Raw genomic sequence first — 26065 nt, forward strand, 5'->3', positions numbered from 1 at the left:
GATGGGCGGCGCGAGCCAGGTTCCGACAGCGCGTCGCAACCGCCCCGGATCGACGGGTACGACCGGGGCGGACTTCCGTCGTAGGCTGCATCTCGCGGATGACGGACAGGAGGCTGAGGTGGCCGAGACGACGCTGAGCGGGACGACGGTCGCCGACGTGCTGGCCGAGCTGGCCGAGCTGGAGGACCCGAAGGCACGCGCGGTGAACGAGAAGCACGGTGACGATCACGGTGTGAACCTCGGCAAGCTGCGCGCGCTCGCCAAGCGGCTGAAGACCCAGCAGGAACTCGCGCGCCAGCTCTGGGCAACCGACGACACCGCGGCGAAACTCCTGGCGATCCTGATCTGCCGCCCGAAGGCGTTCGCGCGTGACGAGTTGGACGTCATGCTGCGCGGGGCCCGCACACCCAAGGTGCACGACTGGCTCGTGAACTACGTGGTGAAGAAGAACCCGCACGCCGAGGAGCTGCGCCTGGACTGGTCCGCGGATCCGGATCCGGTGGTGCGGAGCGCGGGTTGGGCGCTGACCACCGAACGGGTGTCGAGGAAGCCCGAAGGCCTCGATCTCGCCGGCCTGCTCGACGTCATCGAGGCGGAGATGAAGGACGCCCCGGATCGCCTCCAGTGGGCGATGAACCACTGCCTGGCCCAGATCGGGATCGACCACGCCGAGCACCGCGCCCGGGCGATCGCCATCGGTGAGCGCCTGGAGGTGCTCAAGGACTACCCGACTCCCCCGGGCTGCACGTCCCCGTTCGCGCCCATCTGGATCAGCGAGATGGTGCGCCGGCAGCACGACACGTAGGTCGCTGTCCCGTCAGGCGGTCCCGAGGGCTACCCGAGCGCCTGCCGGGCGCCCTCGCCCATGGGGTCCTCCCGGGTGGGCAGTCGCTGGATGGTCGGGAACACCTCCTCCCGGAAGACGCCGTACAGCCGGCGCAGTTCCCGGGCCGGATGCTCGGCGTCGTCGACCCGCATGTCCCAGAGCGGGTACGGCTGATCGCAGCTCACCGTCACGGTCGCCGACCGGGCGCCGTGCCGGTCACCGCCGGCCTCCTCGCCGGCCTCGATGGCCAGCACCAGCCGCTCCGCCAGGTCGAGCTCGCGACTCTCCTCGAACACCCGGACGATCTCCGCGAGGGTCTCCGGGCCCACCAGGCGGTTGCCCTGTACCGCGTAACCCGGCCCGGTGTGGTGCCCCGCCCACTCGACGGTGCGCGAGCCGGTGAAGGCGTGCGAGCGACCCTGGTGGTCGACCATGCCGACCTGCCGCACCTCCCGCCCCGGGTCCCGGGCCAGCAGCTCGGTCAGCACGTCCCGCGGCGCGCGGCCCTCGCGGAGCAGCGGTAGGCCGTCGTAGGCCAGGAACGGGTTGGGGGTGGCCTGCGTCGCCACCGCGCCACCCCCGGACTGGACGTGTGCGACCAGCTTGCCCACCGCGGGCCTGGCCGTCAGGGCGCCCACCCCGAGCTGGCCGGTACGCGGACACCGCGCGGCGATCGAGAAGGTCACCATCGGCGGATACCCGGACGAACTCCCGGCATGCCCCGCCCGATCACCGCCAACGGCGCGGCGACGCCGGCCGCCGACGCCAGGAAGCTCGGAGCGGGGCCAGCCGGCGCGGCCGTCCCCGCCGGCGCCCACCCACGCCCAGCCGGGACGAACGGGAGCCGGGGCCCGGGCGCGGTCCAACCGCCCCAGCCCGAACCGGGAGGAACAGCCGCGGCGGCGGCTCGGGCCCGTCGCACGGCGGGTCGCCGACCCCGGTGCCGCCGTGCCCGAGCAGCAGCGTCACCCGGCGCTGCGGACAGCTGTGTCGCGGTCAGGTCCGGGCGTAGTGCTGCACGTACTCCTGACAGGTGAGGGACTGGATGGTGGCCATCAGGGTGTCGGTGAGCCGGCGGATGTCCGCCGGCGCCTCGACGCGCACCGGGATGGCTGGGGCAGCCTCACCCTCGCGACCGGCGCCACCGATCCGGACGCGCTGCTCGACGCCGCCATGCGCATCATCGAGCCGGTCGCACAGCGGATCGGGGCGACGACGGCGGTCGTCGCCCGCGACGTCACCGAATCGGGCAACACCTCGGCGGCGAGCATCCCGATCGCGCTGTCGAAACTGCTCCGGCGCGGAGAACTCCAGCCCGGTGCACCGGTGCTGCTGCTGGGCTTCGGCGGAGGGCTGTCGTACGCCGGGCAGATCGTCCGCTGCCCATGACCATCCGGCCGGACGGCATCGTGCGGGGGCGGCATTCCACGCAGTCTTGACATTGTCACTGTGACAAGGTCTTGACTGGCGGTCGGAGGTGGTCCTCATCGACCCGACAGACCGGAACAACCAGCACAGCCGCCTGCTCGACGCCCTGGCCGCGGGGAGCGCGTCGACGCGACTGAAGGCGGCCCTGGCCATCGGTACGCATCCCGAGCCCGGTTTCGTGGATGTGCTCGTGACCCGGTGCGCGGTCGAGCCGAACTTCTTCGTGCGCGACATGCTCACCTGGGCGCTGACCCGTCTCCCGCCGGAGGTCACGGTGCCGAGGTTGCGCGCGGAACTCCGCTCCGCACGTGCCCAGGCCCGTAGCCAGGCGTTGCACACCCTGTCCAAGATCGGGGACCGGACCGCGTGGCCCGCGATCACGCCGTCGTTGCTGCACGACCCCGATGACGAGGTCGCGCGGACCGCGTGGCGCGCCGCGGTCGTCCTCGTGCCCGAGGAGGAGAAGGAGGCGCTGGCCGCCGCACTCGCGACGCACTTCGGTCGCGGCGACCGGGAGGTACGGCTGAGCTTGAGCCGCGCCCTGGTCGCACTCGGCGACGTGGTCGAGCCGATCCTGCGACGGGCGATGACCCATCACGACCCGACTGTGCGCGCCCATGCCAGCGCCACCGAGCGGCTCCTCCGCGACCCGGATGCCGGGTTCGACCTCGCCGTCGACGAAGCGGTACGGGTCGTCGCGCTCGGTCCCCGGCCGGAGGAGACACCGGGTGCTGATCGGTGAGGTGGCGCGCCGCTCGGGGGTGAGCGCCCGGATGCTGCGACACTACGACTCCCTCGGGCTGGTCCGGCCGACGGGCCGCACGGTGGGCGGCTACCGGGAGTACACCCCGGAGGACATCCGGCGGATCTTCTACGTGGAGGGCCTGCGGTCGCTGGGACTGTCGCTGCGGGAGGTCGCCCGCACCCTCGACGATCCCGGATTCACCCCGTCCGCACTGGTCGGCGACCTCGTCCGGAAGACCGAGGAACGGCTGAACCGGGAGCGCGAACTGCTCGATCGGCTCCGTACCGTCGATGCGGCCGAGCCCGCCGGCTGGCAGGACGTCGCGCGGATCGTCGCTCTCCTGCACGGACTGGGTTCGCGGAGTGCCGCGCGGCGCCAGCAGGCCGTCCTGGCCCCGGGCGAACCCGCGTCGGTTCCCGCCGAGCTGTTGGCCAGGGCGGTCCTCACCGAATCCGATCCGAACGTCGCCGGGGCCCTGCGATGGGCCCTCGCGCGGGCCGGCGGTGACCGGGTGACGGCCCTGGCGTCCGGCATGCGCTCCGCCGACGTCGACGTCCGGCGGCGCGCGGTCCTGGCGCTCACCGAGCTACCCGGGGACGAGGCGACAGCGGTGCTCACCGACGCCCTCGGTGACACCGACCCGACGATCCGCCGACAGGCCGCTCTCGCCGTGGGCGCACGCGGCGTGACCCGAGCCGTCCCGACGCTCGTCGGCATGGTCGTCGAGGGCCCGAACGATGTCGAGGCGGCCGAGGTCCTGGGTACGTTGGCGCGGGACACGGCGTGGGCGGACCGGATCGTGGGCGCGCTGCTCGACGAACTCGCCGGCCCCACCGCGGACCGGGCGGTACGGATGCGACTGACCCAGGCCCTCGCCGAGATGCCGGGAACCGTCGCGCTGGACGTCCTGCGGCAACTGACGCGAGACGACGACCCGCTGGTGGCACTCATCGCCTCGGCCATCGTGCAACTGCGCGAAGGCCGGCCGGACGAGTAGACCCCCGGCGGCGCAGGTCGGTAGCACGGTGCCGGTCCACCCGGCGTCGTGCCCCGTGGATCGCCGGCCGGCAGTCCTCCCGAGGCACGATTGCGGGTCGTCCTGGCGCCGGATACTCCTGGAGCCGCATGCGCCCCGGCGGTGCCGGGTGCCGCCGGGCGGTGGTGCCCGTTGCAGGGGCGCGGCTTTCCCGCCGTGGTCGCTGGTGGAAGGTCGGTTCTTCATCGTTTCGGTGTCCCTGGTGTCGCGCCGACGAGGCGTGTTCGCCGAGCGGTTCGGGTCCGGGGCGGCGGGCTCCTTACGGGAACAACGGGCGGGTCCGACGTCCTGGACCACCGTCGGGACAGGCAGGGCGTGTCACCGCGACGCCGGGGGTGGACCGGCACCGCGACGACGTTGATCAAGGCTTCGGGCATGGGACCAACGATCGCTCCGACCGCCGGCGGGAACAACGCCAAAAATCGAACCGCCGGATAAGCCACCGGTTATCGGTCGACGTCCCGCGCGGCCACCACGGGTCGGGCCGCCGCGGGCCCGCTCACGAGGTGGCGATGAGCTTGTCGACGTCGGGGGCGTAGACGGTCATCCAGTGCGGGTGCAGCCGGTAGTAGACCACGTCGTTGTCCCAGTCGAAGGCGTCGGCGCCGTAGAAGTCCTTGAAGTACGCGAGCAGATCCGGCCAGTCCGCGGCCGGCTCGCCGTCGCGGGGGTTGAGGATCTCCACCGTCCCGTGCGTGAACACACCCAGGTCCTCGCCGCGCAGGTGGGCGACGCTGGCGGCGGGGCGGGCGGCGAGGTGCCGGGCCTTGGCGGCGTCACGCGCCGTACCGAAGTGCCACCTGCCGTGCAGGAAATGCCCGTCCGCCCCGCTGATCCGTGGCTCGCCCTTCGCCGTCACGGTCGACAGGGCGAGCGTGCACATTCCGGTCAGGACCCGGGTGAGTTGCTCCGCGGTCATGGTGCGCTCGACGACGATGGAGCGAAGGTGAGCGGTGGAACGCGACAGCGACGCGTCGAGCAGCGCCTGCAGCGTGGTGAGCTCTTCCGGGGTTTCGCGCATTGAGATCCTCATCCATCCGGGGCCGCGTCACGCTCGTCGTCGACGCCGGCCGGTGAGGGCATTCTCCGCCGAAAACCTGACACCCTGTGTCGCATCTGCGGGACGGCCAGTCCGCTCAGACGGTGTGCACCAGCCGGAACCGCTGGGCCACCACGAGGGTGTCGTCGTCGACGGTGAAACCCGGGTCGCCCAACTCCGCGCGCACCTCCGGGCTGCGCCAGAACGCCTCGTGCCCGGCCCGCCACTGTGCCACCGACTCGTCTCCCTCGCCCTCGTCCACGGCGTGCCGCAGGTCGACGTCGGCGAGTCGGATCACCCGCACCTCGGTCACCTCGATCACCGCGACCGGCCGGTCCGCGGAGTCCACCACCGCCGACCGCTGGCCGACCTCGGGCAGCGGCTCGTTCGCGCGTTCGTACCCGACCAGCAGCCCGGTGGTAGAGGTCTTCGCGCCGGACAGGATCGCGCTCACCAGTTTGTCCCGCAACGGCCCGGGAAACGCGAACTCAGCGCGTGGAAGATCATCGAAATCCATGCCGGGAAGGGTAGAGGCCGGCCTCGGATTTGTCTGGGCAATTCGGCGGCCTGCGGTGAGGATGGGTGCCGTGACCGTCGTTCGTGGCCTCGCCTTCGACGTATCCCGGGCCCTCGGGGCCATCGCGGCGCTCCTGACCGGGCCGATCCCGTCCGCGGGCCACCCCACCCTGGTCGACTCCGACCCGCACACCGGCGAGTGGCTGGCCACCCGTGCCGCCGGCTTCGTCCTCGCTCCGCTGTGGGAGGGACCGGACCTCACCGGCCTGCGGGACCCGGAGTGGACCGAGCAACTGGAAGCCGGCGATCGACACCTGGCCACCGTGACCGCGACGTTGGACGAGCGGTGGGGCCGGCACCGCGTCCTCACCATCGACCACCTCATCCGGAACCCGCTGGCCGACCGTCCGCCGGTCTACGACGCGCTGCTCCGACAGGATCTCTACGGCGACCTGCACGTCTGGACGCCCGACCAGGCACCGGACCGGCGCCTCGCCGTCGTCCTCGGGCACAGCGACGGCGACCAGCCCCGCACCCTCGCCGCGCTGGTCGCCGCCGGTCCTCTCCCCGAACTGCCCGCCTGACCGGCAGCTGGATCGTCCGACGGCGCCGTAGCGGATCGGCGGGCCGCCGATCCGGCCCGCCGTGCCCGAGAGGGTGATCGATGGTCACCAGCAGCATGCCCGAGCGAGCTGTCTTGTCGGTCCGGCCGCGTACCGTCTGGAAGGTGTCCGCGACGGAGGGAAGCCAGATGACCGACCGTAACGACAGGGTGGATTTCGAGCCCGCGGCGCGCGCGTTGGAGGCGCTGCTGCCCGGGGTCACCGACGACCAGCTCACCTCCCCCACTCCGTGCGCGAGATGGATGGTCGGCGATCTGCTCGACCACCTGATGGGGCTGACGGTCGCGTTCCGCACAGCCGCCGAGAAGGGCTCCGACGCCGCGCCGGGCGGCCCGGGCGATCCCTCGGTCGCCAACCTCGACCCGCGGTGGCGCAGCCGACTGCCGGTGCGGCTCGACGAGTTGGTCGCCGCGTGGCGCGCGCCGGGCGCCTGGACGGGCGAGACGGCGGCCGGCGGGGTGGTCCTGCCGGCCGAGATCATGGGCATCGTCGCGCTGAACGAACTGGTCGTCCACGGGTGGGATCTCGCCAGCGCGACCGGGCAGTCCTACGACGTCGACCACCGGACGGTCGAGACGGTCCACCGCCTGGTGTCCCAGCAGGCGAGCAGCGACGGCACCCCCGGCCTGTTCGGGCCGTCGATCACCCGGCCCGCCGGCGCTTCCCTGCTCGACCAGGTCCTCGGGCTCACCGGCCGCGACCCCGGATGGAAGCCCTAGCGACCGGCGTACGTCCCGGTCGACCCGACTACGGCAGTGCGGTCCACGGGTCCTCTCGCCGCCAGACGGTGGGCATCCGCAGCGCCACGCCCTGCGCTTCCGCCAGTTGCCGGAGGATCCCGATGGTGACGTCGAGGTTGTCACCCAGGTAGGGCAGCGCCCGTAGTGGCTGATCCAGCGAGCGGAAGAAGTCGTCCCAGTGGATGAGGATCACCCGCCGGGCTCCGACCGCCTCGACGGTGTGCCGCCAGTAGGCCCTGACGTACGCCTCGTCCAGCACGCCCAACTGACCGACTCCCAGGTATGCGACGTCGGCGCGTTGGCCGTCCAGCGCGCCGGGAACGAACCCGGCGCTGCCCTGGACGAGAGCCGTCCGTCCGCTGGTGTGCTCGACCAGGACCGACCAGGCCTCACCACACCTGTAGGCGGCTGCCCGGACGGGTGGGACGACGGGCGCCGTGATGGTCCCCGGGAACCGGTCGGGAGGGCAGTGCGCCGAGGCGACGAAGGTCAGCGTGAAGCTGCCGTACGTGACGGGTCTGGACGTTCTCACCACGTGGATCCGGTCCGCGGCGAGGCCGGCGCCACGTCCGACGTTTGCCGCCGACTCGCTGCCGACCAGCACCGCCCCGGTTCGCTGTGCGACCACCGCCGAGTCCATGACGTGGTCGAAGTGGGTGTGTACCGGGATCACGGCGGCGAGTCGGCAACCAGCCGGCGGTGGGCCGAGCCGCAGCCGGGTCAGCGCAGCGTCGATCCGGCTGTCGTTCGGACCGATCCGGCCGAGGCCGACCTTGAGCAGGGAGGGTCTGGAGAAGAAGCCGTCGGTCATGATCGCCGTCCGGCCGTCGTCCAGCAGAAGCGTCGCGACCCCGAGGAAGGTCACCCCGAGCTCGTGCGCGGCGGCCGGCGGGACGCCGAACAGCCCGGCGTGCGCGGCGATGTCGGGGCGACCGAGGCGCCTCCGTCGAGACCGTCCGCTCCGCGACGCGGTGGCCGCACCGGTGCCCGCGGGTTCGTCGTGGCGGCGCTCGGCTCGTCGGGTCATGGCCGTTCGCTCCCTCCTGGCGCGGACGGTTCCGGCTTGGCGGCACGGACGCAGCGTCGCCGGTGTGCAGCGAGTCTCGCAGGTCGTGCCGCCGAGCCGGTGGTGGGCGTAGTCCCCCGCGCGGCCCGGTAGCGCGACCGGCCCTCGACGGCGGTCGCGCTACCCGGGCAGGGTTCCGCTGGGTCGCTCGGCGCTCTCGGCGGCACACCCGTGGGGCGCCGAGCCGCCGGGGTTACCCGAGCCGGCTGTCCGCGCGGACGGCGGCGACGGCGGCCGCCATGCGGGCCAGGCGTGCGCCCTGGAAGCGGGCCGCTTCGAGGACGGCCTTGGCGTACTCCGGATCCCGGCTGGCGCGGCTCTCCACCTGGCTGACGCCGTACGGGTTCCCGCCCGCGGCGTGCGCGATGTCGTAGTTCAGGTAGCCGGTGGGCAGGATGATCGACCCCCAGTGGTGGAAGGTCTGGTAGAGGCTGAGCAGGGTCGCCTCCTGGCCACCGTGTTCCTCGTAGGTGGCCGTGAAGCCGGTCGCCGGCTTGTCGGCCAGCTCCTCCGCCTGCCACGGGGCGGTGGTGGTGTCGAGGAACTGGCGCAGCTGGGAGCAGACGTTGCCGAAACGGGTCGGCGTGCCGAAGGCGTACCCGTTGGCCCACCGGAGGTCGTCCAGGGTGGCGAGCGGGATGTCGGCGGTGGCGTCGAGGTGGGCCCGCCACTCCGGCTTGGCATCGACGACCTGCTCCGGGGCCAGCTCCGCCACCCGGCGCAGGCGCACCTCCGCGCCGGCGTCGGCGGCGCCGTCGACGAATGCCCGCGCGAGTCGGTGCACGGTGCCGGTGGCGGAGTAGTAGATGACGGCGATTCTGGCGTCCGCCTGCATGGTTGCCTCCTTGGTCGGCTCGGTTCCCGATCAACCGTGCCGAGGCGGCTTACCGGCTGCTGACCGTCGGCTTACCGACGCCGTCGAGCCCAGGTTCGTCGAGGTCCAGCCGCAGGCCGCGGCTCATCTCGGCAGCGAGTTCCTCGCCGCCGAGCGCCTCGCGGACGCGGGCGGTGATGCGCCGTACGTCATGCTGCTCGCCGGCCGGCAGTGGCGCTCCGGCTGCCTCGCGCAGCGCCCCGGCCGCGCCCAGCAGCCGCGCGGCCCGGCGGTGGTCACCGTCGAGGCTGGCGGCGCCGGCCAGGCCCTCGAGGGCCAGGGCCACGGCCCGCTGGTCTCCGGTGGCGCGCGCCGCGTCGAGCGACTCACGGTGCCGGCGCTCAGCGAGGGCGGCATCACCGCGGTGTTCGGCGATGAACCCCAACTCGGCCAGCGCGAGCGCACAGCCCGGCAGGTAGCCGGCGTGGCGGTTCCACTGGAGCAGGTCCCGCTGCCGGGCCTCGGCGGCGTCCAGGTCGCCGCGCCGCCGCGCCGCCAACGCCAGCCCGGTGCCGGCGAACGCGGCCGCGGACCGGCTCGACTGCTCCTGCGCCACCCGTAGCGCGCGCTCATGCCAGGCGACGGCTTCGTCGTGGTCGCCCCGCAGCAGCGCCAGCCGACCGAGGTGCGCCAACTGCCGGGACACCAACGTCCACAGCCGCAGGTGTTCGGCGATGCGCAGCGCCTCGCGGTGCCACGCCTCGGCGCGGTCGTAGTCGCCGCGGATCTCCGCCAGGCTCCCCAACAGGCTCGTCGGATGCACCTGACCCCAGCGGTCGCCCAACTGCCCGAACAGCGACCGGCTGACCTCGCAGTCCCGCTCGGCGGCGGACAGGTCGCTGCGGAGGACGAGCGCGAGGTCGGCGCGGGTGGCGCAGGCGGCGGCGATGCCCCACCGGTCGCCGTGGGCACGGAACGCCGCCAACGCCGCGTTGACCAGTACGGCGGCCTCGCCCGGATCCCCGGAGCCGAGCATCATCGAGGCGAACAGCCACTGCGCGAACGCGCGGTCCGGCCCGTCGGCATCCGGGTAGCTCTCCAGGACCCGCTGGCGGGGAGCGGTCGGGTCACCGTCGCGGGTGGCGAGGGCGACCAGCCACATGTCCGCATGGCGGCGAAGGGCGTCCGGCGCGACCTCCTCCTCGCTCGTCGGGACGATGTCCAGCGCCGTCCGCAGGGACCGGCCCAGCTCGCCGAAACGGCCTCGGAGCAGCCGGTACCAGGTCAACGAGGTGGCGAGCGTCAATCCGGCGCGGGCGTAACCGTCGGTGGCGGCGACGTCGAGCGCCGCCCGGAGGTTGCCGTTCTCGGCGTCGAGCTCGCCCAGCACGCGGCTCTGGTCGTGGCCCCGGAGCCGTCCGGCGGTCCGCTCGGCGAGCCGTGCGAAGCAGGCGGCGTAACGGCGCCGGGTGATGGCGAGTTCACCGGCACTGTCGAGCTGTTCGAGACCGTAGGCCGCCACCGTCTCCGGCAGCCGGTAGCGTCGCGGACTCTCCCCGTGCCGCACCATGACCAGTGACCGGTCGATCAGGCGGGCCAGCACGTCGAGCAGGTCGTCCGGGGCCACCTGCCCGCCCGAGCAGACCTGCTCGGCCGTCGCCAGGGTGGCGCCGTCGGCGAAGACCGCCAGCCGGCGCAGCACCGCGCGTTCGGGGGGCGGCAGCAGCTCCCAACTCCAGTCGATCATGGCCCGGAGCCCCTGCTGACGCGGGGGCGCGGTGCGCCGGCCGGAGGAGAGCAGCCGGAAGCGGTCGTCGAGCCGCGCGGCCAGCTCGCTCGGGTCGACCACCGGCAGCCGGGACGCGGCCAGTTCCAGCGCCAGCGGCACGCCGTCGAGACGCCGGCAGATGGTGGCGATGACGTCCGTGTCTTCCCGGTCGACGGCGAACCCGGGCTCGATGGCACGGGCGCGGGCCACGAAGAGCCGGACCGCCGGGGCCTCGACGATCTGCTCAGCGGTGGCGCCGGGCTCCGGCAGGGCCAGCGGCGGCACCGGGAAGACCACCTCGCCGGCGATCCCGAGCGGTTCGCGGCTCGTCGCCAGGATGCGCAGGTCGGCGGCGGCGCCGAGCAGCATCTCGGTCAGCTGGGCGATCGGCTCCACCACGTGCTCGCAGTTGTCGAGGAGCAACAGCATCTTCCGATCGCGCAGCGCGGCGACCAGCCGGTCCATCGGCTCGCGCGGTCGGTCGCCGGGCGGGCTGTCGTCCCGGATCTCCAGCGTCGCCGCCACCAGGTCGACGATCTCGGTGCAGGTCGCCGGGTCGCCGCAGTGCGGCTGGCCGGCCAGCTCGACGAGCCACACGCCGGCGGGGAAGGTGTCGGCCAGCATCCGCGCGGCCTCGAGCGCCAGTCTGGTCTTGCCGACCCCGCCCAGACCGGTCAGGGTGACCAGCCGCCCGTTCGTCAGGCGCTCCCGTACCGCTTCGACGGCCTCGTCGCGGCCGATCAGCCCGCCGTACGGACCGGGCGACAGGGGCGCCGGCAGGTTGGTTCGGGCCGGATTCGGCGGTGGCGCCGCCGGCTGGAGCGCCGGGTCCTGGCGCAGGATCGCCCGGTGCAGCTCGGCCAGTTCCTGCCCGGGGTCGATGCCCAGTTCGTCGCGCAGTTGCCGGCGGAACTGCTCGTAGGCGGCCAGGGCGTCACGCTGGCGTCCCGAGCCGTACAGGGCGCGCAGGTGCGCGGCCCGTAGCCGCTCGCGCCACGGGTGGCGGGCGACCAGGTCGGCCAGCTCGCCGGCGAGCAGGTGGTGCTCGCCAAGCTCCAGCCGCGCCTCGGCCAGCTCCTCCAGCGCGGCCAGGTACTGGTCGTTGAGCCGCTCGGCCGCCTGGCGGACGAACCGCTCGTCGCCGAAGTCGGCGTACGGGGAACCCCGCCAGAGCGACAGCGCCTCGGTCAGCGTCGCCGCCCGCCGCGCCGGCTCCCGCTGCGCCCGCGAGCGCCCCAACAGCGCGGTGAAGCGTACGGCGTCGATCGATTCCGCCGACGTCCGCAGCCGGTAGCCGGCGTCACCGGACTCGACCAGGGCACGGCCACCGGGCTCGGCCGCCTCCAGCGCGCGGCGCAACTGCGACACCTTGGTCTGCAGGGCCCCGAGCGCGTTGCCCGGCGGCTCGTCACCCCAGAGATCCTCGATCAGGCGGTCGGCGGACACCGGACGCCCCTCGTGAACCAGCAGGTCAGCCAGGAGACCACGAACCTTCAGGCCGGGCACGGTGACGGGTTCGCCGTCCGACGTCCATACGGCGATCTCACCCAGCACCCCGAAGCGCACCGCCTCAGCCTAGCCAGCCGGCGTCCCGGCCAGCGGGTCCGCCGACCGTGGGCAGGACCGGCGCCGACGGGCGCGGTCGCGCACGGAACGGCGCAGCCGGCTACGCCTGACCAGCGCCGACTGTCCGCGGACGCGCCCGCCCACCCGCCCCGACCGGCCAGACGGGCGGCGGCGCTTTCCCGGCCCGCCCGACCCGTACGTCAGGCGACCGTCAGTCGGCGGTAAGGGCGCTGGGCAGGCTCGATCCAGCCGATTGACACCGGAGGAGTGCGATGGATCACCTACAGCACAGCGCGGCCGCTCGCCGCGGCGGCCAGCCCGCACCGGAACGGGTGGCCACACCCTGGCTCGCCCTGCTGGCCGGCCCGCTGTCCTACGGGATCGCCGGGCCGGCCCTGGTCCTCGACGACGTGGCGCGGGCGATGGGTACCGGGGAACAGACGGCGGCCTCCGCCGTGACCGCCTTCGGCTGGGGGATCGCGTTGGGTACGCCCCTGTTGGCGGCGCTGCTGGCCCGCCGCGGCGTCCGGGCGGTCCTGACCGTCGCGACCGCGCTGGTGGTCGCGGGGACGGTCCTGCTCGTGCTGAGCCCGAACGTGCCGGTGCTGGTGGTCGGCGCGGGGGTGCAGGCCCTGGGGTCCGCCGGGCTCACCGTGACGGCCATGAAACTGGCCGACTCGGCTCGGCGGATGGGGGTGGTCACCGCCTCGCTCGCGGTCGTCGGCAGCACCGGCCCGCTGACCGGCGCGCTGGTGGCCGACTATCTCTCCTGGCCGGCGGTGCTGGCGTTGCCGCTGCTGGCGGTGCTCGCCGTGCCCGCGGCGCGGCGCGGCGCGGCACCGCGGGAAGCGGCGCCGGCGTCGTTCGATCCGCTCGGCATGGCGCTCCTCGCCCTGCTGGTCACCGCGGCAGTTCTCACCCCGCACCGGCCGCTGGTGGCCGGCCCGGCCACCGTCGCGCTGCTGCTGGTGCTCGCGGCCCGCACGAAGGCGCGGCCCGACGGCTTCCTGCCCGCCGCGGTGGCCCGCAACGGCCGGTTCCTCGCGGCGAGCGCGCTGGCCTTCACGCTGGGTGTGGTGAACTTCGGCCTGCTCTACACCGCGCCGGAGCTGCTGCGGGAGCACGCGGGATGGGACGGCACCCGCAGCGGGATCTGGCTACTGGCGCCGTACCTGCTCGGCGGCTTCGGCTCGGCATTCCTGGTCGCGGCGTCCGCGCGGGCGCCGCACCGGGTGGTGGCCGTCGCACTACTCGCCGCCGGCGCCGCCGCGCCGCTGCTGGCGGCGGCCACCACCGTCGTACCGCTGCTGCTCGCGGCGATGGCGCTCGGCTCCCTGGCCGCCTCGACCGGCCAGGGCGTGCTCGCCCTGCGCGCGGCGGGCGTCGTGCCCGCCTCGCACGAGGCCGAGGCCCTGGGTCTGTTCAACCTCGCCTACCTGCTCAGCGTCGCGTTCGGACCAGCGATCGCCGTGATGCTGTCGCAGTGACCGGTGCCGAGCCGGCGGCGCCGCGGCCGCCTGGCGCCGATCGGCGGCAGGCTCTCAGCGGACCAGCGCGACCAGCCGCGGCACCAGCTCGGCCGGGTCCGGCATGGCGGCGATCTCCCGGCCGACCTGGGCCGCGGCGTCGCGCAGCGCGGCGTCGGTGAGCAGCCGGGTCAGCACGTCGGGGCTGATGGCACGGGGGGCGGCGGCGATGCCGGCGCCGCGGGCCGCCACCAGCTCGGCGTTGTGCCGGCGGTCACCCGCGCCGACCGTGACCAGCTGCGGCACTCCGGCGGCGAAGGCGCCGTAGACGCTGCCGGCGCCACCGTGGTGCACCAGCGCCGCGGCCGCCGGCAGCGCCGCCGCCAGCGGGATCCAGCCCACGGTCCGGACGTTGCCGGGCAGCGTCCCCCGGGCCAGCCGCTCCTCCGGCCGGACCAGGACGAACTCCGCGTCCACCCGCTCCGCCGCGGCCACCACGGCGCGCATCGGGCCACCCGAGCCGGGACCGGCCACGGTGCTGCGGCTGACCAGCACCCGGGGGCGCTCACCCGGCTCGCGCAGCCACTCCGGCAGCTCACCACCGCCCACGTACGCGCCGTAGCGCATCGGCCAGCCGTCCTGTCGCAGCACGCTCGGCGGCGCCACCGCGACGGCGGCCGCCGGCGGCGGCAGCTCGGCCAGGCCGTGCCGGCGCAGCGCCGCGTCGAGCCGGGCCACCGTCGCCCGGACCAGCTCCCGCCCGTCGAACAGGGTGTTCTCCTGGCGGACCGCCGGCACGCCGAGCCGGGCCGCGGCAACCGCCCCGGCCACCGCGAACGGCTCGTGCAGCACCAGGTCCGGCCGCCACTCCTCGGCCAGCGCGACCACCCCGTCGGCGAGCTGGTCGTTCACCGTGCCGAAGAGTGCCCCGGCGCCCCGGGTGCCGCCCCGGCCGGCCAGTTCGGCGCGGGCCAGCAGCGGATGGCGCAGCATCACCCCCCGCGCGATGCGCCCGAAGTCGAACGCCGGCGCCACGTCGCGCACCGGCAGCCCCGAGCGGGCCACGTCCAGCCCGTCGGCGGCCGTGGCCACCAGCACGTCGTGCCCGGCGTCGCGCAGCGCGACGGCCAGCGGGACGAGCGGGAAGACGTGACCGATCAGAGGCGCGGAGACGATCAGGACGCGCATGAGTTGATCCTAACGGTCGAATTGTTCTCTATGGACGGACTCAGCTCCGGGTGCCCGTTGGGGCGGATCCGGTCGCCGCTGCCGATGCCCCGGCCACGGGCCTGTCCGCAACGGCGGAGGGGACGGCTAGGACGCAAGACCGAGCGCTTCGCTGATGAAGGCGATCTGATCCGACGCGACGGTCTGCCGGGTCCGCGGGTCGGTGTAGAACGAGAAGTGTGTACCCGGATAGAGCTTGAGCGTCCCGTGCGGGGCGCGCTCGGCGAGCTGGCTGCTCAACTCCACGGGCGTCTCCGCGTCGTCGGTGGCGAGGCAGACCAGCAGTGGCACGGCCAGCCGTGCGGCGGCGTCCGCGGGGTGGTAGCGCATCATCCGCAGGGTCGCGCGGGGTGCCACCTGGTTGCGCCACAGCGAGTCCTCGCCGGACAGGGTGCGGATGTGCTCCTTGGCCGCCGCCGCGTTGGTGATCGCGATCTCACCCGGTTCACCGACCAGTGGAATGTAGTGCGGTGTCAGGCCGAGCCTGCCCCGGAGTGCGTCCCGCAGGATGGCCGCCATGAGCCGCAGGCTCTGCGCCGTCGACCGGCCCTCGGCGCGGCGCGGGAACCCGTTGAACGGGATCTGCGCCACCACGGCGGCGATCCGCGGGTCGTCCGCCGCCACGGTGATCGCGTGGGCGCCGCCGAGGGAGTTGCCCCACAGGACGACCCGGTGGGCGTCGACGCCCCGGTCGGCCCGGGCACAGGCCACCGCCGCCCGCACGTCGGCGAGCTGACCGTCGACGTCGACGACCTGGCGCGGATCGCCGTCGCTGCGCCCGAAGCTGCCGTAGTCGAACACCAATGCCGCCAGCCCGGCGGCGGCGAAGACCTCGGCCCACGTGTAAAGGCGGTCCATGGTGCTGCCGAAGCCGGAGCACATCACCACGCACGGCACCGGGTGCGACCCCTCCGGCCGGTACAGGCGACCGCCTCGCCGGCCACCGTCGCTCGGGAAGGACACGTCGACCGCAGTAAACTGACCCATGGTCAGTATGATAGCAACCGTACTTACCTGCGGTAGGGAGCAGTGGCATGACGAGGCAGCGCATCCTGACGGTCGCGGCGGCGCTGTTCGCCGAACGCGGATACCGGGCCACCTCCATGCAGGAGATCGCCGACCGGGTCGGCATCACGAAGGCCGCGCTCTACTACCACTTCGCCGCCAAAGAGGACGTGCTCCACGAGCTGACCGGTCCGGTGCTCGACGAACTGGAGCAGGCGTTGAACGAGGCGGAGGCCGCCGGTGATGCGGAGACGGTGCGCTGGCGCGCGATCGAGGCGTTCCTCGACGTGCACCTGCGCCACCGCGACACGCTGCTCATGCTGGTCCGCGACATGACCCTGCTCGTGCAGGCGCCGGTCGCCGACCGCTTCCGGGCCGCCATCGCCCTGGCGAACACCCTCGTCAGCGGCCCCCGCCCCGGGCTCGCCCAGCGGGTGCGCGCGGCCCAGGTGGTCGCCGGGCTGGCCGATCCCGTGGTGATCTTCCGGGACGTGCCACCCGCCAAGCTCCGGCGACTGATCCTCGACGGCACGCGCACGCTGCTGGCGGTGGACGGCCCGGTCGCCGACGGTCCGCGGCCGTCCGACGCGGGCGTCGCACCCGAGCCGCGCACCCGCCGGGCCGGTGGGCGACCGGCGGCATTGACCGCCGCGGACGCGGAGGAGGTCCGCCGACTGCGGGAGACCGACCGGCTCGGCGTCGACGAGTTGGCCGAACGGTACGGCGTCTCGCGGGCCACCATCTATCGCATTCTCAAAACCGGGTAAGGTTTTAAAACACGCACCAGGTTTTGAGACAGCGGCGTCGGGCGCACGCTGGGCCCCGTCACGGCCGGGCTGCGCCGGCACCCGGCTCGACACCGACGGCATTCCGTCAGATGCCCGTTCCGCCGCAACCCCACCCGCCGGGCGGGCGTGTAGCCGGTTGTCGCAGTCCACGCCGGAACCGGAGGAACGATGAACCTGTCAGCTCTACGCGCCCTCGCACCGATCACCGTCCTGGTGGGCCTCGCGGCCTGCACCGCCACCTCGCCCGCTCCCGTAGCCGGGTCCGGCACACCGTCTGCCGCAACCAGCACCGCGCCCGCCCCCGGTGCCGCGCCGTCCGCCTCCAGCCACGCGCCGCCGACCGGCAACGCGGCGTCCGCCGCGCCGGCCACCGCCGGGGCCGCCTGCCCGGTCAGCGCCGCCACGTTGCAGCGGGTGTCGGGGCTGAAGGACACCCACCGGATCGACGCGGCGCAGATCAGGTGCGCGCGCCGGTGGGCCACGGCCGGCGTGATCGCTGTCGACCCGCGGATGCAGGGCGACGGTGTGCTGCTGTTCGAGCACTCGGCCGGCCGGTGGAAGAAGGTGGGCGAGGGCAGCGCGCTCGAGTGCCGCCCGTTCGGCATCCCCCCGGAGATCGGCGACGAGGTCGGCTGCCGCGACCACTGAGCGCACCCGACGGGGGCACCGGCGACAGGCCGGTCAGTCGGGCCTCGATCCGAGATTGCCGTGCCAGCCCGAGAATCGCGGCTGCCGTCGAGACGGGGCTCTTCGCGACAGCCGTTGCATCGTCGTGAAGCCCCGTCCCGGCGGCTCAGCGGCGCGGCCGGCCGACGCTGCGACGGGAGATGAGGGTCGGTGCGATGGTCCGCCGCAGCGGGCCTGCCACGTCCGACTCGATCTGGGCCAGCAGCAGTTCCAGGCTCGCCCGGCCGACCGCGGCGAAGTCGGGCCGCACCGTCGTCAGCGGCGGGATGAAGTAGGCCGCCTCGGGTACGTCGTCGAAGCCGACCACGCTGATGTCGTCCGGCACCCGCCGGCCGTGCTCGTGCAGGGCCCGCAGCACACCGAGGGCCAGGTGGTCGTTGGCGGTGAAGACGGCGGTCACCTCCGGCATCCGGGCCAGCATCTGCCCGCACCGGTATCCGGCCGCGGCCGACCAGTCCGCCGGCACCAGGGGCGGCACCTCGGCTCCGGCCGCCCGCAACGCCTCCTGCCATCCTTCGATCCGCCCGGCGCTGTCGAACCAGTCCGGCGGCCCGGAGACGTGCCAGACCGTCCGGTGCCCGGCGTCGAGGAGATGCTGCGTCGCGGCTCGGGCACCGGCGACCTGGTCGACCGTCACCAGGGGGACCGGCCGGCGGGGATCGCCGTCGACGGTCACCAGGGGCACGTCGTGGGGCAGCCGCTCGAGGGCCTCCCCGGCCGACTCGACCGGGGCGATCACCACGATGCCGGCGACCCGGTGCGCCAGGTGCCGCTCCACCGCGGCCGAGATCGACCGATGGTCGAGGTCGCGCACGCTGCCGACGCTGACCGCGAAGCCGACCTCGGCCGCGGCCTGTTCGAGGGCGGCCAGCAGCGAGGCCGGGCCGTAGAGGGTGGTGTTCTGCGCCACCACGCCGATCACCTGGGACTTACCGGTGACCAGCGCGCGGGCGGCGCGGTTGGGGCGGTAGCCGAGTTCGGCGATCGCCGCCTGGACCCGCAGCCGGGTCTGCTCGCGCACGTTCGGGTGGCCGTTGAGGACCCGGGACACCGTCTGGTGGGAGACGCCGGCGAGGCGAGCCACGTCCGTCATCGCAGGACCGCGCACGGCCACCTCGCCTTCCCCCCACGTGCCCGTGGCGACCGCGCCCGGTCGGGTGCGACGGGGACCGGCCGGTGGCACGAATCGCTCACGCGGCCGCCGCGGCGGTTCTTCCGAAGCGACCGATAATGGATCGCCGACAGTCTACGCCAGCTGTCCCGCCGGACCGGGCGCGGCCGAACCCGCCGGCTCGCATTCCGTATCCGGGTGCGCGGAATTGGCGCCGACATTCGTCGTTTCGACACCGGCGGCGCACGTCACCCGGCTCTCGTGCCGCACCCCAGGCCTTTTCCCGTGCCACCCTCAGCAAAGCGGTGCCGTTGCCGGTGAATGTCGCGCTGCCGTCGGGGAGAACCGACATATTGTCACCGCGCCCAATGGCAGATGCCGTCGTCGGAAATGGGGATTCGATATCCCAGGAAGAACTCCCGGTCATTGTCGAAGCTCGGCGCGGTGCAGCGGACGACGTTCGAGGCCGGTGAGGCTGGCGGGCCGGCGCCCCCACCCTCCCGGTGGGGGCGCCGGCGCTGTCAGCAGGTCGAGTTGGTCTGCGTCAGCAGACCCATCCGCCAGGGCAGCGAGATGTACTCGCCACCGGCGCCCGGGTCCTGTCCCTGGTAGAGGAACTGCAACCGGCAGGGGTTGACCGGCACTGTCTGGTCGTTGCCGGACCGGATCAGCTCACCGTGGCTGAAGTCCTGCGTCCACGCGGTCCCGGCGAACGTCACGTTGTTGCGGTGTGCGAACGGGTTGGACTCGGTGGCCAGGTGCGGCGTCCAGGAGCCGTTGAGGCTGCCGGAGGTGAAGGACCGGTACCAGCGGCGGCCGTTGCTGCCAATCGCCTCCTGGAGCAGCAGGTACTGGTCGGCGCCCGCCACCTTGTACACCGCGGTGCCCTCGAACAGGTTGAACGCGTTCGCGTCGCGCAGCGCGAACTGGGTGTTGCCGAACCCGTTCGGGAAGTTCGCCAACGTCGTCTGCGACCGGTAGATGTTGCCGTTGTCGTCGCTGGAGAACAGGTAGCAGTTGGCGGTGTCGCAGATCATCCAGAAGTCGAGCCAGGCGCCGTTGCCCTTGTTCTGGGTGACGATCGCCGGCTCGCTGCTCATGAAGTTGCGGGGCGTCGTCCAGGACCGCGGGTTGCTCGGGTCGGTGCTGGTCGAGTACGTCGGCAGCCCGGTCTGGTAGACCATGTACCACAGGTTGTGCGGGGCGAAGTAGAAGATGTGCGGCGCCGCCCGGTAGCCCCGCCCGATCGGGGTCGCGGTGTCGAGGTAGGTGTGCGTCGCGGCATTCGCCTGCGGCCAGTCCGGGAACGAGAAGTGCACCAGGTTCCAGCCCTGCGACGGGCTGGCCGTGGTCGCGTACACCTGCCACGCGTTGTTGTGGCGTACCACCGTGTAGTCCTTGATCGCCCGGATGTCGGGGTGGGCCGCGTCCGGCTTCGGACCGGCGAGGACGCCGCTGGAACTCCACCGGATCGACGACGGCAGGCTGCCACCGGGGTTTCCGGAGTCACCGACGCGGACGAGTTGCCACTGCTGGTTGGCCCCACCCCAGTCGTCGTACTGCACCACGTTCGCGCCGTCGGCCGTCGAGGCGCCCTGCACCTCCAGCGCCTTGTTCGAGTTCCGGTTGACCAACCGCACGTAGCCCCCGGCCGAGTCCGCCAACCGGAACTGCTGGTTGGTGCCGTTGTGATCCGACCACTGCACGACGCTCGCACCGTTGGCCGTCGAGAAGTTGTACACGTCCAGCACCTTGCCGGAGTGCCGCGACTTCAACCGGTAGTAACCACCACCGGAATCCACGAACTGCCACTGCTGCCAGTTCCCGTCGTTGCGCGACCACTGCGTGATCCGCGCCCCGTCGTTCGTGGCCAGGTTGTACACGTCCAACGCCTTACCACTGTTGCGGTTCACCAACACGTACCACGCGTTGGTGTCCACCGTCGCCGCCGACGCCGGCGAGGCGGACACCGCGACGAGCGTGCCGCCGAGCACCACCACCGCCGCGGTGGCGGCGGCGAGCCGGGACAGCCGTCCGGGGCGAGGCGGCACAGCGGGGCTGGGCCCACCGATGGCAACCATGCTTCTCCTTCGGGATCAGGAACGGGAAACGAGTCCGCTGGCCGGCATCCCGGGCACCCGGCACACACCGGACCTGTCCCGCAAGCCCGCTGTGATCGTTAACAAGCCTGCCTCTGCCCGACGAGGCGCTCGATTCCCAACGAACCACGGGGGACGATTTCAGGCCCGGACTACCCGGATGCACGACCGTCTATACGTTCGACTGTGAGCGATAACAACACGTTAGTCAAGACGTATCCTCGACCGGCCGGACCGCCGGGCGGAGACACGCGGGTGGCACTCCCCGACCGGGGCGGCCACCCACGCTTGTCGGTGTGTCCGGGGTTGTCGCGGAGCAGCCCGTGGACTCAGAACCCCCGGGCGAGCCGGTAGTACGCCTGACTCCAGCGGATCTCGTCGGCGAAGCGCCGCGGGTCGGTGTCGGCGTCGATGACGACCAGCTCGGTGCGAGTCATCTCGGCGAGGTCGTGCAGCTCCTCCACGCCGACGGCCTGCGACAGCACGGTGTGGTGCGGGGCGCCGGCGGTGATCCAGGCCTCCGCCGAGCCGGCGAGGTGCGGACGGGGCCGCCAGACGGCCCGGGCCACCGGCAGCCGGCGCAGCGGGCGCGGTGGCGTCACCACGTCGACCTCGTTGGCGACCAGGCGGAAGCGCTCCCCCATGTCCGCCAGGCCCAGCACGACCGCCGGCCCCGGGGCGGCGTCGAAGACCAACCGGACCGGATCCTCCCGGCCACCGATGCTCAACGGGTGGATCTCGACGCTCGGGGTGTCCGCGGCGATGCTCGGGCACACCTCGAGCATGTGGGCACCGAGCACCACTTCGTCGCCCGGAGTGAGGTCGTAGGTGTAGTCCTCCATGAACGACGTCCCGCCCTCGACGCCGACCGCCATCGCCTTGAGCGTGTGCACCAGCACCGAGGTCTTCCAGTCGCCCTCGCCGCCGAAGCCGAAGCCGTCGCTCATCAGCCGCTGCACGGCGATGCCGGGCAGTTGGCGCAGGCCGCCGAGGTCCTCGAAGTTGGTGGTGAAGGCCCGGAAGCCGCCCTCGTCGAGGAAGGCGCGCAGGCCCAGTTCCAGCCGTGCGGCGTAGCGCAGCGAGTCGTGGCGGGCCCCGCCCGGACGCAGCCGGGGGTCGACCCGGAACGTGTCGTCGTACTCCTTGACCAGGTCGTCGATCTCCGCCTCGGCCACCTCGTCGACGACCGCGACGAGGTCGTTGACGCCGTAGGTGTTCACCGACACACCGAAGCGCAACTCGGCCTCGACCTTGTCGCCCTCGGTCACGGCGACATCGCGCATGTTGTCCCCGAAGCGGGCCAGCCGCAGTGAGCGCATCGCCGACCAGCCCAGCGCCGCCCGGGACCAGGCGCCGACCCGCGCGATCACCCGCGGATCGCTCACGTGGCCGGCGACGGTCTTGCGGGCGACGCCCAACCGGGTCTGGATGAAACCGAACTCGCGGTCGCCGTGGGCCGCCTGGTTCAGATTCATGAAGTCCATGTCGATCTCGTCCCACGGCAGCAGGACGTTGGCCTGGGTGTGCAGGTGCAGCAGTGGTGTCTGCAGCGCGTCCAGGCCGGCGATCCACATCTTGGCCGGCGAGAAGGTGTGCATCCAGGCGATCACCCCGACCGCTCCCTGCACGGCCGCGTCCCGACAGGCCTTGAGGATGTCGGTGCTGGAGGTCAGCACCGGCTTCCAGACCACCCGGACCGGGATGCCCGGCGCGGCGTCGAGCTGCGCGGCGATCTGCCGGGACTGGTCGGCGACCTGCCGCAGGGTGTCCTCGCCGTACAGGCCCTGGCTGCCGGTGAGGAACCAGACCTCGGGTTCAGGATGCGTTGCCATGGAGTTGCCTTCCGCGAGAGGGGCGGTCACTTGAAGCGGATGCCGATGAGGCGCTGCAGGAGGATGAAGGCGAAGAGCAGGCCACCGATCACGATCCGGGTCCACCAGGAGTTGAGACTCCCGTCGAACGTGATCAGGGTCTGGATGACGCCCAGCACCAGCACGCCCAGGACGGTGCCGAAGACGTAGCCGGACCCGCCGGTGAGCACGGTGCCGCCGATGACGACGGCGGCGATCACGTCCAGCTCCATGCCGACGGCGATCAGCGGGGCGCCGGACAGCGTGTAGAACGACAGCAGGATGCCGCCGATCGCCGAGCAGAGCCCGCTGACCGTGTAGACGGCGATCCGGGTACGGCCCACCGGCAGGCCCATCAGCAGCGCCGACTGGGAACTGCCACCGATCGCGTACACGGTGCGGCCGAATCGGGTGTACGCCAGCACGTACGCGGCGACGAGGACGACCGCGAACGCGATGAGCACGCTGACCGACACGAAGTTCCCCCGCGGGTCACCGATGCGCTCCTGCGACACCGCCGTCCAGAAGCCATCGGTGATCGGGATGGACGAGTCGCTGATGAACGTGCACATGCCGCGGGCGAAGAACATTCCCGCGAGGGTCACGATGAACGGCTGGATGTCGAAGAAGTGGATCGCGCAGCCCATCAGGAACCCGAGCACCGGGCCGATCAGCAGGGCGACGACGAGCACCAGGGCCGCGGGCACGCCGTCCTGGAGCAGGGCGGCCGACACCATCGCGGTCATCGCGACCACCGAGCCGACCGACAGGTCGATGCCGCCGGTGAGGATCACGAACGTCATGCCGACCGCGACCACGAGGAGGAAGCCGTTGTCGATGAAGACGTTGAAGACGACCTGGATGCCGGAGAACGCCCGGTACTGGGACACCCCGATGCCGTACATGACCAGCAGCAGGGCGAGGGTGGCCAGGACCGGTACGTGCCGGCGGGCCAGCGTGGGCCGCCAGGCACGACCGGTGGTCAACGAGGTGCTGCTCATGCCGGCACCTGCTCCTTCTCGCGCTGCCGCAACTCCGGCCGGGGCGCGCCGCCGCGCCGACGCCGGGTGAGCGTGGCGCGGAAGGCCGGCGACTGGATGAGGCAGACGGCGATGACGACGACCGCCTTGAACAGCAGGGACGTCTGCGGCGAGATGTTCATGGCGTACACCGTGGTGGTGAGGGTCTGGATGAGCAGCGCGCCGAGGATGGTGCCGCCGAGCGAGAACCGGCCGCCGGCCAGCGACGTGCCGCCGATGACCACCGCGAGGATCGCGTCGAGTTCCACCCAGAGGCCGGCCGCGTTGCCGTCGGCGCTGGAGACGTTGGCGGTCATCATGAAGCCGGCGAGCGCGGCACAGGCGGCGCTGACGACGTAGACCAGGAAGACGGTACGGCTGGAGCGGATGCCGGCCAGCCGGCTGGCCTCGGCGTTGCCGCCGACCGACTCGACGATCAGGCCGAGAGCCGTGCGGCGGGTGAACGCGGCGACCAGCAGGGCCGCCGCGAGGGCGATGACGATGGCCAGCGGCAGGGTCAGGACGTGCCCGAGCCCGATCGCCCGGTAGGGGCCCGAGTTGACGGTGATGATCTGGCCCTCGGTGACGAGCTGGGCAAGGCCCCGGCCCGCCACCATCAGGATCAGCGTGGCGATGATGGGCTGGATGCCGATCACGGCGACCAGTACGCCGTTCCAGGCGCCGAGCACGAGCGCGGCGCCGACGGCCAGCGCGAGCGCGGTGAACACGCTGGCGAGGCTGTTCTGGTCGGGCGCCTCGCTGATGTAGAGACAGGCGATGGCGCCGCTGATGGCGCAGAGCGAGCCGACGGACAGGTCTATTCCGCCGGTCGCGATGACCAGGGTCATGCCCAGCGCGACCAGGATCAGCGGCGCGCTCAGCCGCAGGATGTCGATCGGGGTGCCGTAGAGGTGCCCGTTCTTGACCTCGATGGACAGGAAGCCGGGTCGGTGGATCGCGTTCGCCGCGATCATGGCCACCAGCACCAGCGCGGGCCAGAACAGGCGATGGCCGGTCAGCCGGCGGAAACGGTCGGCGACGCCGTTCATCGGATCGCCTCCCCACTGCCGGCGCCACGCGCGATCGTCCGCATCACGCCGTCGGCGTCGAGGGCGTCGTCGTTGTCGAGCTGGGCCACCATCGTCCGGTCGCGCATGACGGCGACCCGGTGGCTGAGCCGCAGCACCTCCTCCAGCTCGGCGGAGATGAACAGCACCGCCATTCCGCCGTCGGAGAGCTCCAGCACCAGCTTCTGGATCTCGGCCTTCGCGCCGACGTCGATGCCGCGGGTGGGCTCGTCGAGGATCAGCAGGCGCGGCTCCGTGATGAGCCAGCGGGCCAATAGCACCTTCTGCTGGTTGCCACCGGAGAGGTTGCGCACCGGCAGTTCCGGATCGGCCGGCCGGATGCTGAGCGCCTTGACGTACCTCTCCACCAGCTCGTCCTGCCGGCGCCGGGGGATCGGCCGCAGCCAGCCGCGGGCCGCCTGCATCGCGAGGATCATGTTCTCGCGGACCGACAGCTCGGGGATGACGCCCTCCGCCCGGCGGTTCTCCGAGCAGAAGCCGACCCCGCGGTCGATGGCCTGGACCGGGCTGCGCAACGACACCCTCCCGCCGTCCAGCGTGACCTGCCCGTGGTCGGCGCGGTCGGCGCCGAAGAGCAGCCGCGCCACCTCGGTGCGGCCGGAGCCGAGCAGGCCGGCCAGTCCGACCACCTCGCCGGCGTGGATGCGCAGGCTGAACGGGGCGACCGCTCCCCTGCGGCCCAGCTCGGCGGCGTCCACCAGCGGTGCCGCGGCGGACCGCACGGCGACCGTCCGCTTCTGCTGCTCGTCGAGGCGCTCCAGGACGTCGAGTTCCTTGCCGAGCATCTTCTCGACGAGGCTGAATTGCGGCAGCTCGCCGGTCCGGTACTCCCCCACCAGGGTGCCGTTGCGCAGCACCGTGATCCGGTCGGCCACCGCGTACACCTGGTCGAGGAAGTGGGTGACGAACAGGATCGCGATGCCCTGGTCACGGAGCTGTCGCATGATCCGGAACAGCTGTGCCACCTCGCCGGCGTCCAGGCTGGAGGTCGGCTCGTCGAGGATCAGCACCCGGGCCCGCACGTCGATCGCCCGGGCGATGGCGACCATCTGCTGCACGGCCAACGAGTACGTGCCGAGCTGCGCGGTGACGTCGAGATCGAGGTCGAGCCGGGCCAGCAGTTCCCGCGCCCGCCGGCGCATCTCGCCCCACCTGATGGCACCCAGGCGACGCGGCTCCCGGCCGATGAAGATGTTCTCCGCCACCGACAGGTTGGTGCAGAGATTCACCTCCTGGTAGACGGTGCTGACGCCGGCGGCGGCCGCCCGCATCGGACCGGTGAAGGCGACCTGCTCGCCGGCGAGGGTGATGGTGCCCGCGTCGATCTCGTAGACGCCGGTCAACACCTTGATCAGGGTCGACTTGCCGGCGCCGTTCTCGCCCATCAGGGCGTGGACCTCGCCGGGAAACAGCCGGAAGTCGACGTCGTGCAGCGCGCGGACCCCCGGAAAGGTCTTGCTGATCCCGGTCATGGTCAGGACCGGAGGGCTACCCGTCATCCCATCAGACCTCTTCTGGATGGTGTCGGTATGGAATCGAGCGACGGGGCGGGGCCGCC

Annotated in this window: 22 protein-coding genes and 1 pseudogene; 9 read left to right on the forward strand and 14 right to left on the reverse strand. The window is 72.7% G+C overall.

What is annotated here, in order from left to right:
• Window positions 1-118: 118 nt before the first annotated feature.
• Window positions 119-805, forward strand: a complete 687-nt coding sequence (locus tag Q3W71_RS00605; protein ID WP_302917299.1) for a DNA alkylation repair protein — start codon at window positions 119-121, stop codon at window positions 803-805.
• Window positions 806-834: 29 nt separating this feature from the next.
• On the opposite strand, the gene Q3W71_RS00610 is transcribed toward Q3W71_RS00605, so the two are convergent.
• A complete protein-coding gene (locus Q3W71_RS00610) occupies window positions 835-1512 on the reverse strand; it encodes a DUF1028 domain-containing protein (protein ID WP_302917300.1) in 678 nt (225 codons plus the stop codon).
• 490 nt (window positions 1513-2002) lie between these two features.
• On the opposite strand from Q3W71_RS00610, the pseudogene Q3W71_RS00615 reads away from it, so the two are divergent.
• The 3 genes and pseudogenes from Q3W71_RS00615 to Q3W71_RS00625 form a co-directional block, all read left to right on the forward strand.
• Window positions 2003-2215: pseudogene (locus Q3W71_RS00615) on the forward strand (3-oxoacyl-[acyl-carrier-protein] synthase III C-terminal domain-containing protein); the annotation flags it as partial.
• Window positions 2216-2312: 97 nt separating this feature from the next.
• Window positions 2313-2996, forward strand: coding sequence for a HEAT repeat domain-containing protein (locus Q3W71_RS00620; protein WP_302918687.1), 684 nt, complete (start codon window positions 2313-2315; stop codon window positions 2994-2996).
• A complete protein-coding gene (locus Q3W71_RS00625) occupies window positions 2983-3996 on the forward strand; it encodes a HEAT repeat domain-containing protein (RefSeq protein WP_302917301.1) in 1014 nt (337 codons plus the stop codon). Before Q3W71_RS00620 ends, Q3W71_RS00625 begins: the two co-directional genes overlap by 14 nt.
• A 538-nt stretch (window positions 3997-4534) precedes the next feature.
• Here Q3W71_RS00625 and Q3W71_RS00630 read toward each other — a convergent pair.
• Window positions 4535-5056 carry a pyridoxamine 5'-phosphate oxidase family protein gene (locus tag Q3W71_RS00630; RefSeq protein ID WP_302917302.1) on the reverse strand — a complete coding sequence of 174 codons (522 nt, stop codon included), beginning with the start codon at window positions 5054-5056 and terminating at the stop codon, window positions 4535-4537.
• Window positions 5057-5171: 115 nt separating this feature from the next.
• Entirely contained in the window at window positions 5172-5591 is a 420-nt protein-coding gene (locus Q3W71_RS00635; RefSeq protein WP_302917303.1) for an ASCH domain-containing protein, read from the reverse strand.
• 70 nt (window positions 5592-5661) lie between these two features.
• On the opposite strand from Q3W71_RS00635, the gene Q3W71_RS00640 reads away from it, so the two are divergent.
• Entirely contained in the window at window positions 5662-6174 is a 513-nt protein-coding gene (locus tag Q3W71_RS00640) for a hypothetical protein (RefSeq protein ID WP_302917304.1), read from the forward strand.
• Window positions 6175-6341: 167 nt separating this feature from the next.
• Window positions 6342-6932: a TIGR03086 family metal-binding protein gene (locus Q3W71_RS00645; protein ID WP_302917305.1), complete on the forward strand. Its 591-nt coding sequence runs from the start codon at window positions 6342-6344 to the stop codon at window positions 6930-6932.
• A gap of 28 nt (window positions 6933-6960) precedes the next feature.
• Here Q3W71_RS00645 and Q3W71_RS00650 read toward each other — a convergent pair whose 3' ends face one another.
• The 3 genes from Q3W71_RS00650 to Q3W71_RS00660 form a co-directional block, all read right to left on the reverse strand.
• Window positions 6961-7980, reverse strand: coding sequence for an MBL fold metallo-hydrolase (locus Q3W71_RS00650; protein ID WP_302917306.1), 1020 nt, complete (start codon window positions 7978-7980; stop codon window positions 6961-6963).
• Window positions 7981-8212: 232 nt separating this feature from the next.
• A complete protein-coding gene (gene wrbA, locus Q3W71_RS00655; RefSeq protein WP_302917307.1) occupies window positions 8213-8854 on the reverse strand; it encodes an NAD(P)H:quinone oxidoreductase in 642 nt (213 codons plus the stop codon).
• A gap of 49 nt (window positions 8855-8903) precedes the next feature.
• Window positions 8904-12167, reverse strand: a complete 3264-nt coding sequence (locus Q3W71_RS00660) for a BTAD domain-containing putative transcriptional regulator (protein WP_302917308.1) — start codon at window positions 12165-12167, stop codon at window positions 8904-8906.
• A 272-nt stretch (window positions 12168-12439) separates the two neighbouring features.
• Here Q3W71_RS00660 and Q3W71_RS00665 point away from each other — a divergent pair, with 272 nt between their 5' ends.
• Entirely contained in the window at window positions 12440-13654 is a 1215-nt protein-coding gene (locus tag Q3W71_RS00665) for an MFS transporter (RefSeq protein ID WP_302917309.1), read from the forward strand.
• Between the two features lie 54 nt (window positions 13655-13708).
• On the opposite strand, the gene Q3W71_RS00670 is transcribed toward Q3W71_RS00665, so the two are convergent.
• Entirely contained in the window at window positions 13709-14821 is a 1113-nt protein-coding gene (locus Q3W71_RS00670) for a nucleotide disphospho-sugar-binding domain-containing protein (protein WP_302917310.1), read from the reverse strand.
• A 126-nt stretch (window positions 14822-14947) separates the two neighbouring features.
• The gene (locus Q3W71_RS00675; protein WP_302917311.1) at window positions 14948-15847 is read right to left on the reverse strand and encodes an alpha/beta hydrolase; all 900 of its coding nucleotides are present in this window, start codon (window positions 15845-15847) and stop codon (window positions 14948-14950) included.
• Between the two features lie 47 nt (window positions 15848-15894).
• Here Q3W71_RS00675 and Q3W71_RS00680 point away from each other — a divergent pair, with 47 nt between their 5' ends.
• Window positions 15895-16632, forward strand: a complete 738-nt coding sequence (locus tag Q3W71_RS00680) for a TetR family transcriptional regulator (protein WP_302917312.1) — start codon at window positions 15895-15897, stop codon at window positions 16630-16632.
• Window positions 16633-16821: 189 nt separating this feature from the next.
• Complete coding sequence (locus Q3W71_RS00685; RefSeq protein ID WP_302917313.1) at window positions 16822-17301, forward strand: hypothetical protein; 480 nt, start codon at window positions 16822-16824, stop codon at window positions 17299-17301.
• A gap of 145 nt (window positions 17302-17446) precedes the next feature.
• Here the strand turns inward: Q3W71_RS00685 and Q3W71_RS00690 are convergent, their stop codons facing one another.
• From Q3W71_RS00690 to Q3W71_RS00715, 6 genes are all read right to left on the reverse strand, one after another.
• On the reverse strand, window positions 17447-18433 hold the full coding sequence (locus Q3W71_RS00690) for a LacI family DNA-binding transcriptional regulator (RefSeq protein WP_302917314.1): 987 nt from the start codon (window positions 18431-18433) through the stop codon (window positions 17447-17449).
• A gap of 539 nt (window positions 18434-18972) precedes the next feature.
• Window positions 18973-20532 (reverse strand): non-reducing end alpha-L-arabinofuranosidase family hydrolase, encoded by a 1560-nt coding sequence (locus tag Q3W71_RS00695; RefSeq protein WP_302917315.1) that lies wholly within the window; start codon window positions 20530-20532, stop codon window positions 18973-18975.
• 347 nt (window positions 20533-20879) lie between these two features.
• Window positions 20880-22382, reverse strand: a complete 1503-nt coding sequence (gene araA, locus Q3W71_RS00700; RefSeq protein WP_302917316.1) for an L-arabinose isomerase — start codon at window positions 22380-22382, stop codon at window positions 20880-20882.
• Window positions 22383-22408: 26 nt separating this feature from the next.
• Window positions 22409-23401 carry a galactofuranose ABC transporter, permease protein YjfF gene (gene yjfF / locus Q3W71_RS00705; protein WP_302917317.1) on the reverse strand — a complete coding sequence of 331 codons (993 nt, stop codon included), beginning with the start codon at window positions 23399-23401 and terminating at the stop codon, window positions 22409-22411.
• Window positions 23398-24468 (reverse strand): ABC transporter permease, encoded by a 1071-nt coding sequence (locus Q3W71_RS00710; RefSeq protein ID WP_302917318.1) that lies wholly within the window; start codon window positions 24466-24468, stop codon window positions 23398-23400. The genes yjfF and Q3W71_RS00710 overlap by 4 nt, the downstream gene beginning before the upstream one ends.
• Window positions 24465-26006 carry a sugar ABC transporter ATP-binding protein gene (locus Q3W71_RS00715; protein ID WP_302917319.1) on the reverse strand — a complete coding sequence of 514 codons (1542 nt, stop codon included), beginning with the start codon at window positions 26004-26006 and terminating at the stop codon, window positions 24465-24467. Before Q3W71_RS00715 ends, Q3W71_RS00710 begins: the two co-directional genes overlap by 4 nt.
• Window positions 26007-26065 lie beyond the last annotated feature (59 nt).

The sequence above is a fragment of the Micromonospora sp. C28SCA-DRY-2 genome, assembly GCF_030519475.1.
Taxonomy (GTDB): domain Bacteria; phylum Actinomycetota; class Actinomycetes; order Mycobacteriales; family Micromonosporaceae; genus Micromonospora.

Coding starts and splice junctions, on each gene's coding strand:
- Q3W71_RS00630 (WP_302917302.1), bottom strand. CDS start 5,056: ATGCGCGAAACCCCGGAAGAGCTCACCACGCTGCAGGCGCTGCTCGAC.
- Q3W71_RS00635 (WP_302917303.1), bottom strand. CDS start 5,591: ATGGATTTCGATGATCTTCCACGCGCTGAGTTCGCGTTTCCCGGGCCG.
- Q3W71_RS00645 (WP_302917305.1), top strand. CDS start 6,342: ATGACCGACCGTAACGACAGGGTGGATTTCGAGCCCGCGGCGCGCGCG.
- Q3W71_RS00650 (WP_302917306.1), bottom strand. CDS start 7,980: ATGACCCGACGAGCCGAGCGCCGCCACGACGAACCCGCGGGCACCGGT.
- wrbA (WP_302917307.1), bottom strand. CDS start 8,854: ATGCAGGCGGACGCCAGAATCGCCGTCATCTACTACTCCGCCACCGGC.
- Q3W71_RS00665 (WP_302917309.1), top strand. CDS start 12,440: ATGGATCACCTACAGCACAGCGCGGCCGCTCGCCGCGGCGGCCAGCCC.
- Q3W71_RS00670 (WP_302917310.1), bottom strand. CDS start 14,821: ATGCGCGTCCTGATCGTCTCCGCGCCTCTGATCGGTCACGTCTTCCCG.
- Q3W71_RS00675 (WP_302917311.1), bottom strand. CDS start 15,847: ATGGGTCAGTTTACTGCGGTCGACGTGTCCTTCCCGAGCGACGGTGGC.
- Q3W71_RS00680 (WP_302917312.1), top strand. CDS start 15,895: ATGACGAGGCAGCGCATCCTGACGGTCGCGGCGGCGCTGTTCGCCGAA.
- Q3W71_RS00685 (WP_302917313.1), top strand. CDS start 16,822: ATGAACCTGTCAGCTCTACGCGCCCTCGCACCGATCACCGTCCTGGTG.
- Q3W71_RS00690 (WP_302917314.1), bottom strand. CDS start 18,433: ATGACGGACGTGGCTCGCCTCGCCGGCGTCTCCCACCAGACGGTGTCC.
- Q3W71_RS00695 (WP_302917315.1), bottom strand. CDS start 20,532: ATGGTTGCCATCGGTGGGCCCAGCCCCGCTGTGCCGCCTCGCCCCGGA.
- araA (WP_302917316.1), bottom strand. CDS start 22,382: ATGGCAACGCATCCTGAACCCGAGGTCTGGTTCCTCACCGGCAGCCAG.
- yjfF (WP_302917317.1), bottom strand. CDS start 23,401: ATGAGCAGCACCTCGTTGACCACCGGTCGTGCCTGGCGGCCCACGCTG.
- Q3W71_RS00710 (WP_302917318.1), bottom strand. CDS start 24,468: ATGAACGGCGTCGCCGACCGTTTCCGCCGGCTGACCGGCCATCGCCTG.
- Q3W71_RS00715 (WP_302917319.1), bottom strand. CDS start 26,006: ATGACGGGTAGCCCTCCGGTCCTGACCATGACCGGGATCAGCAAGACC.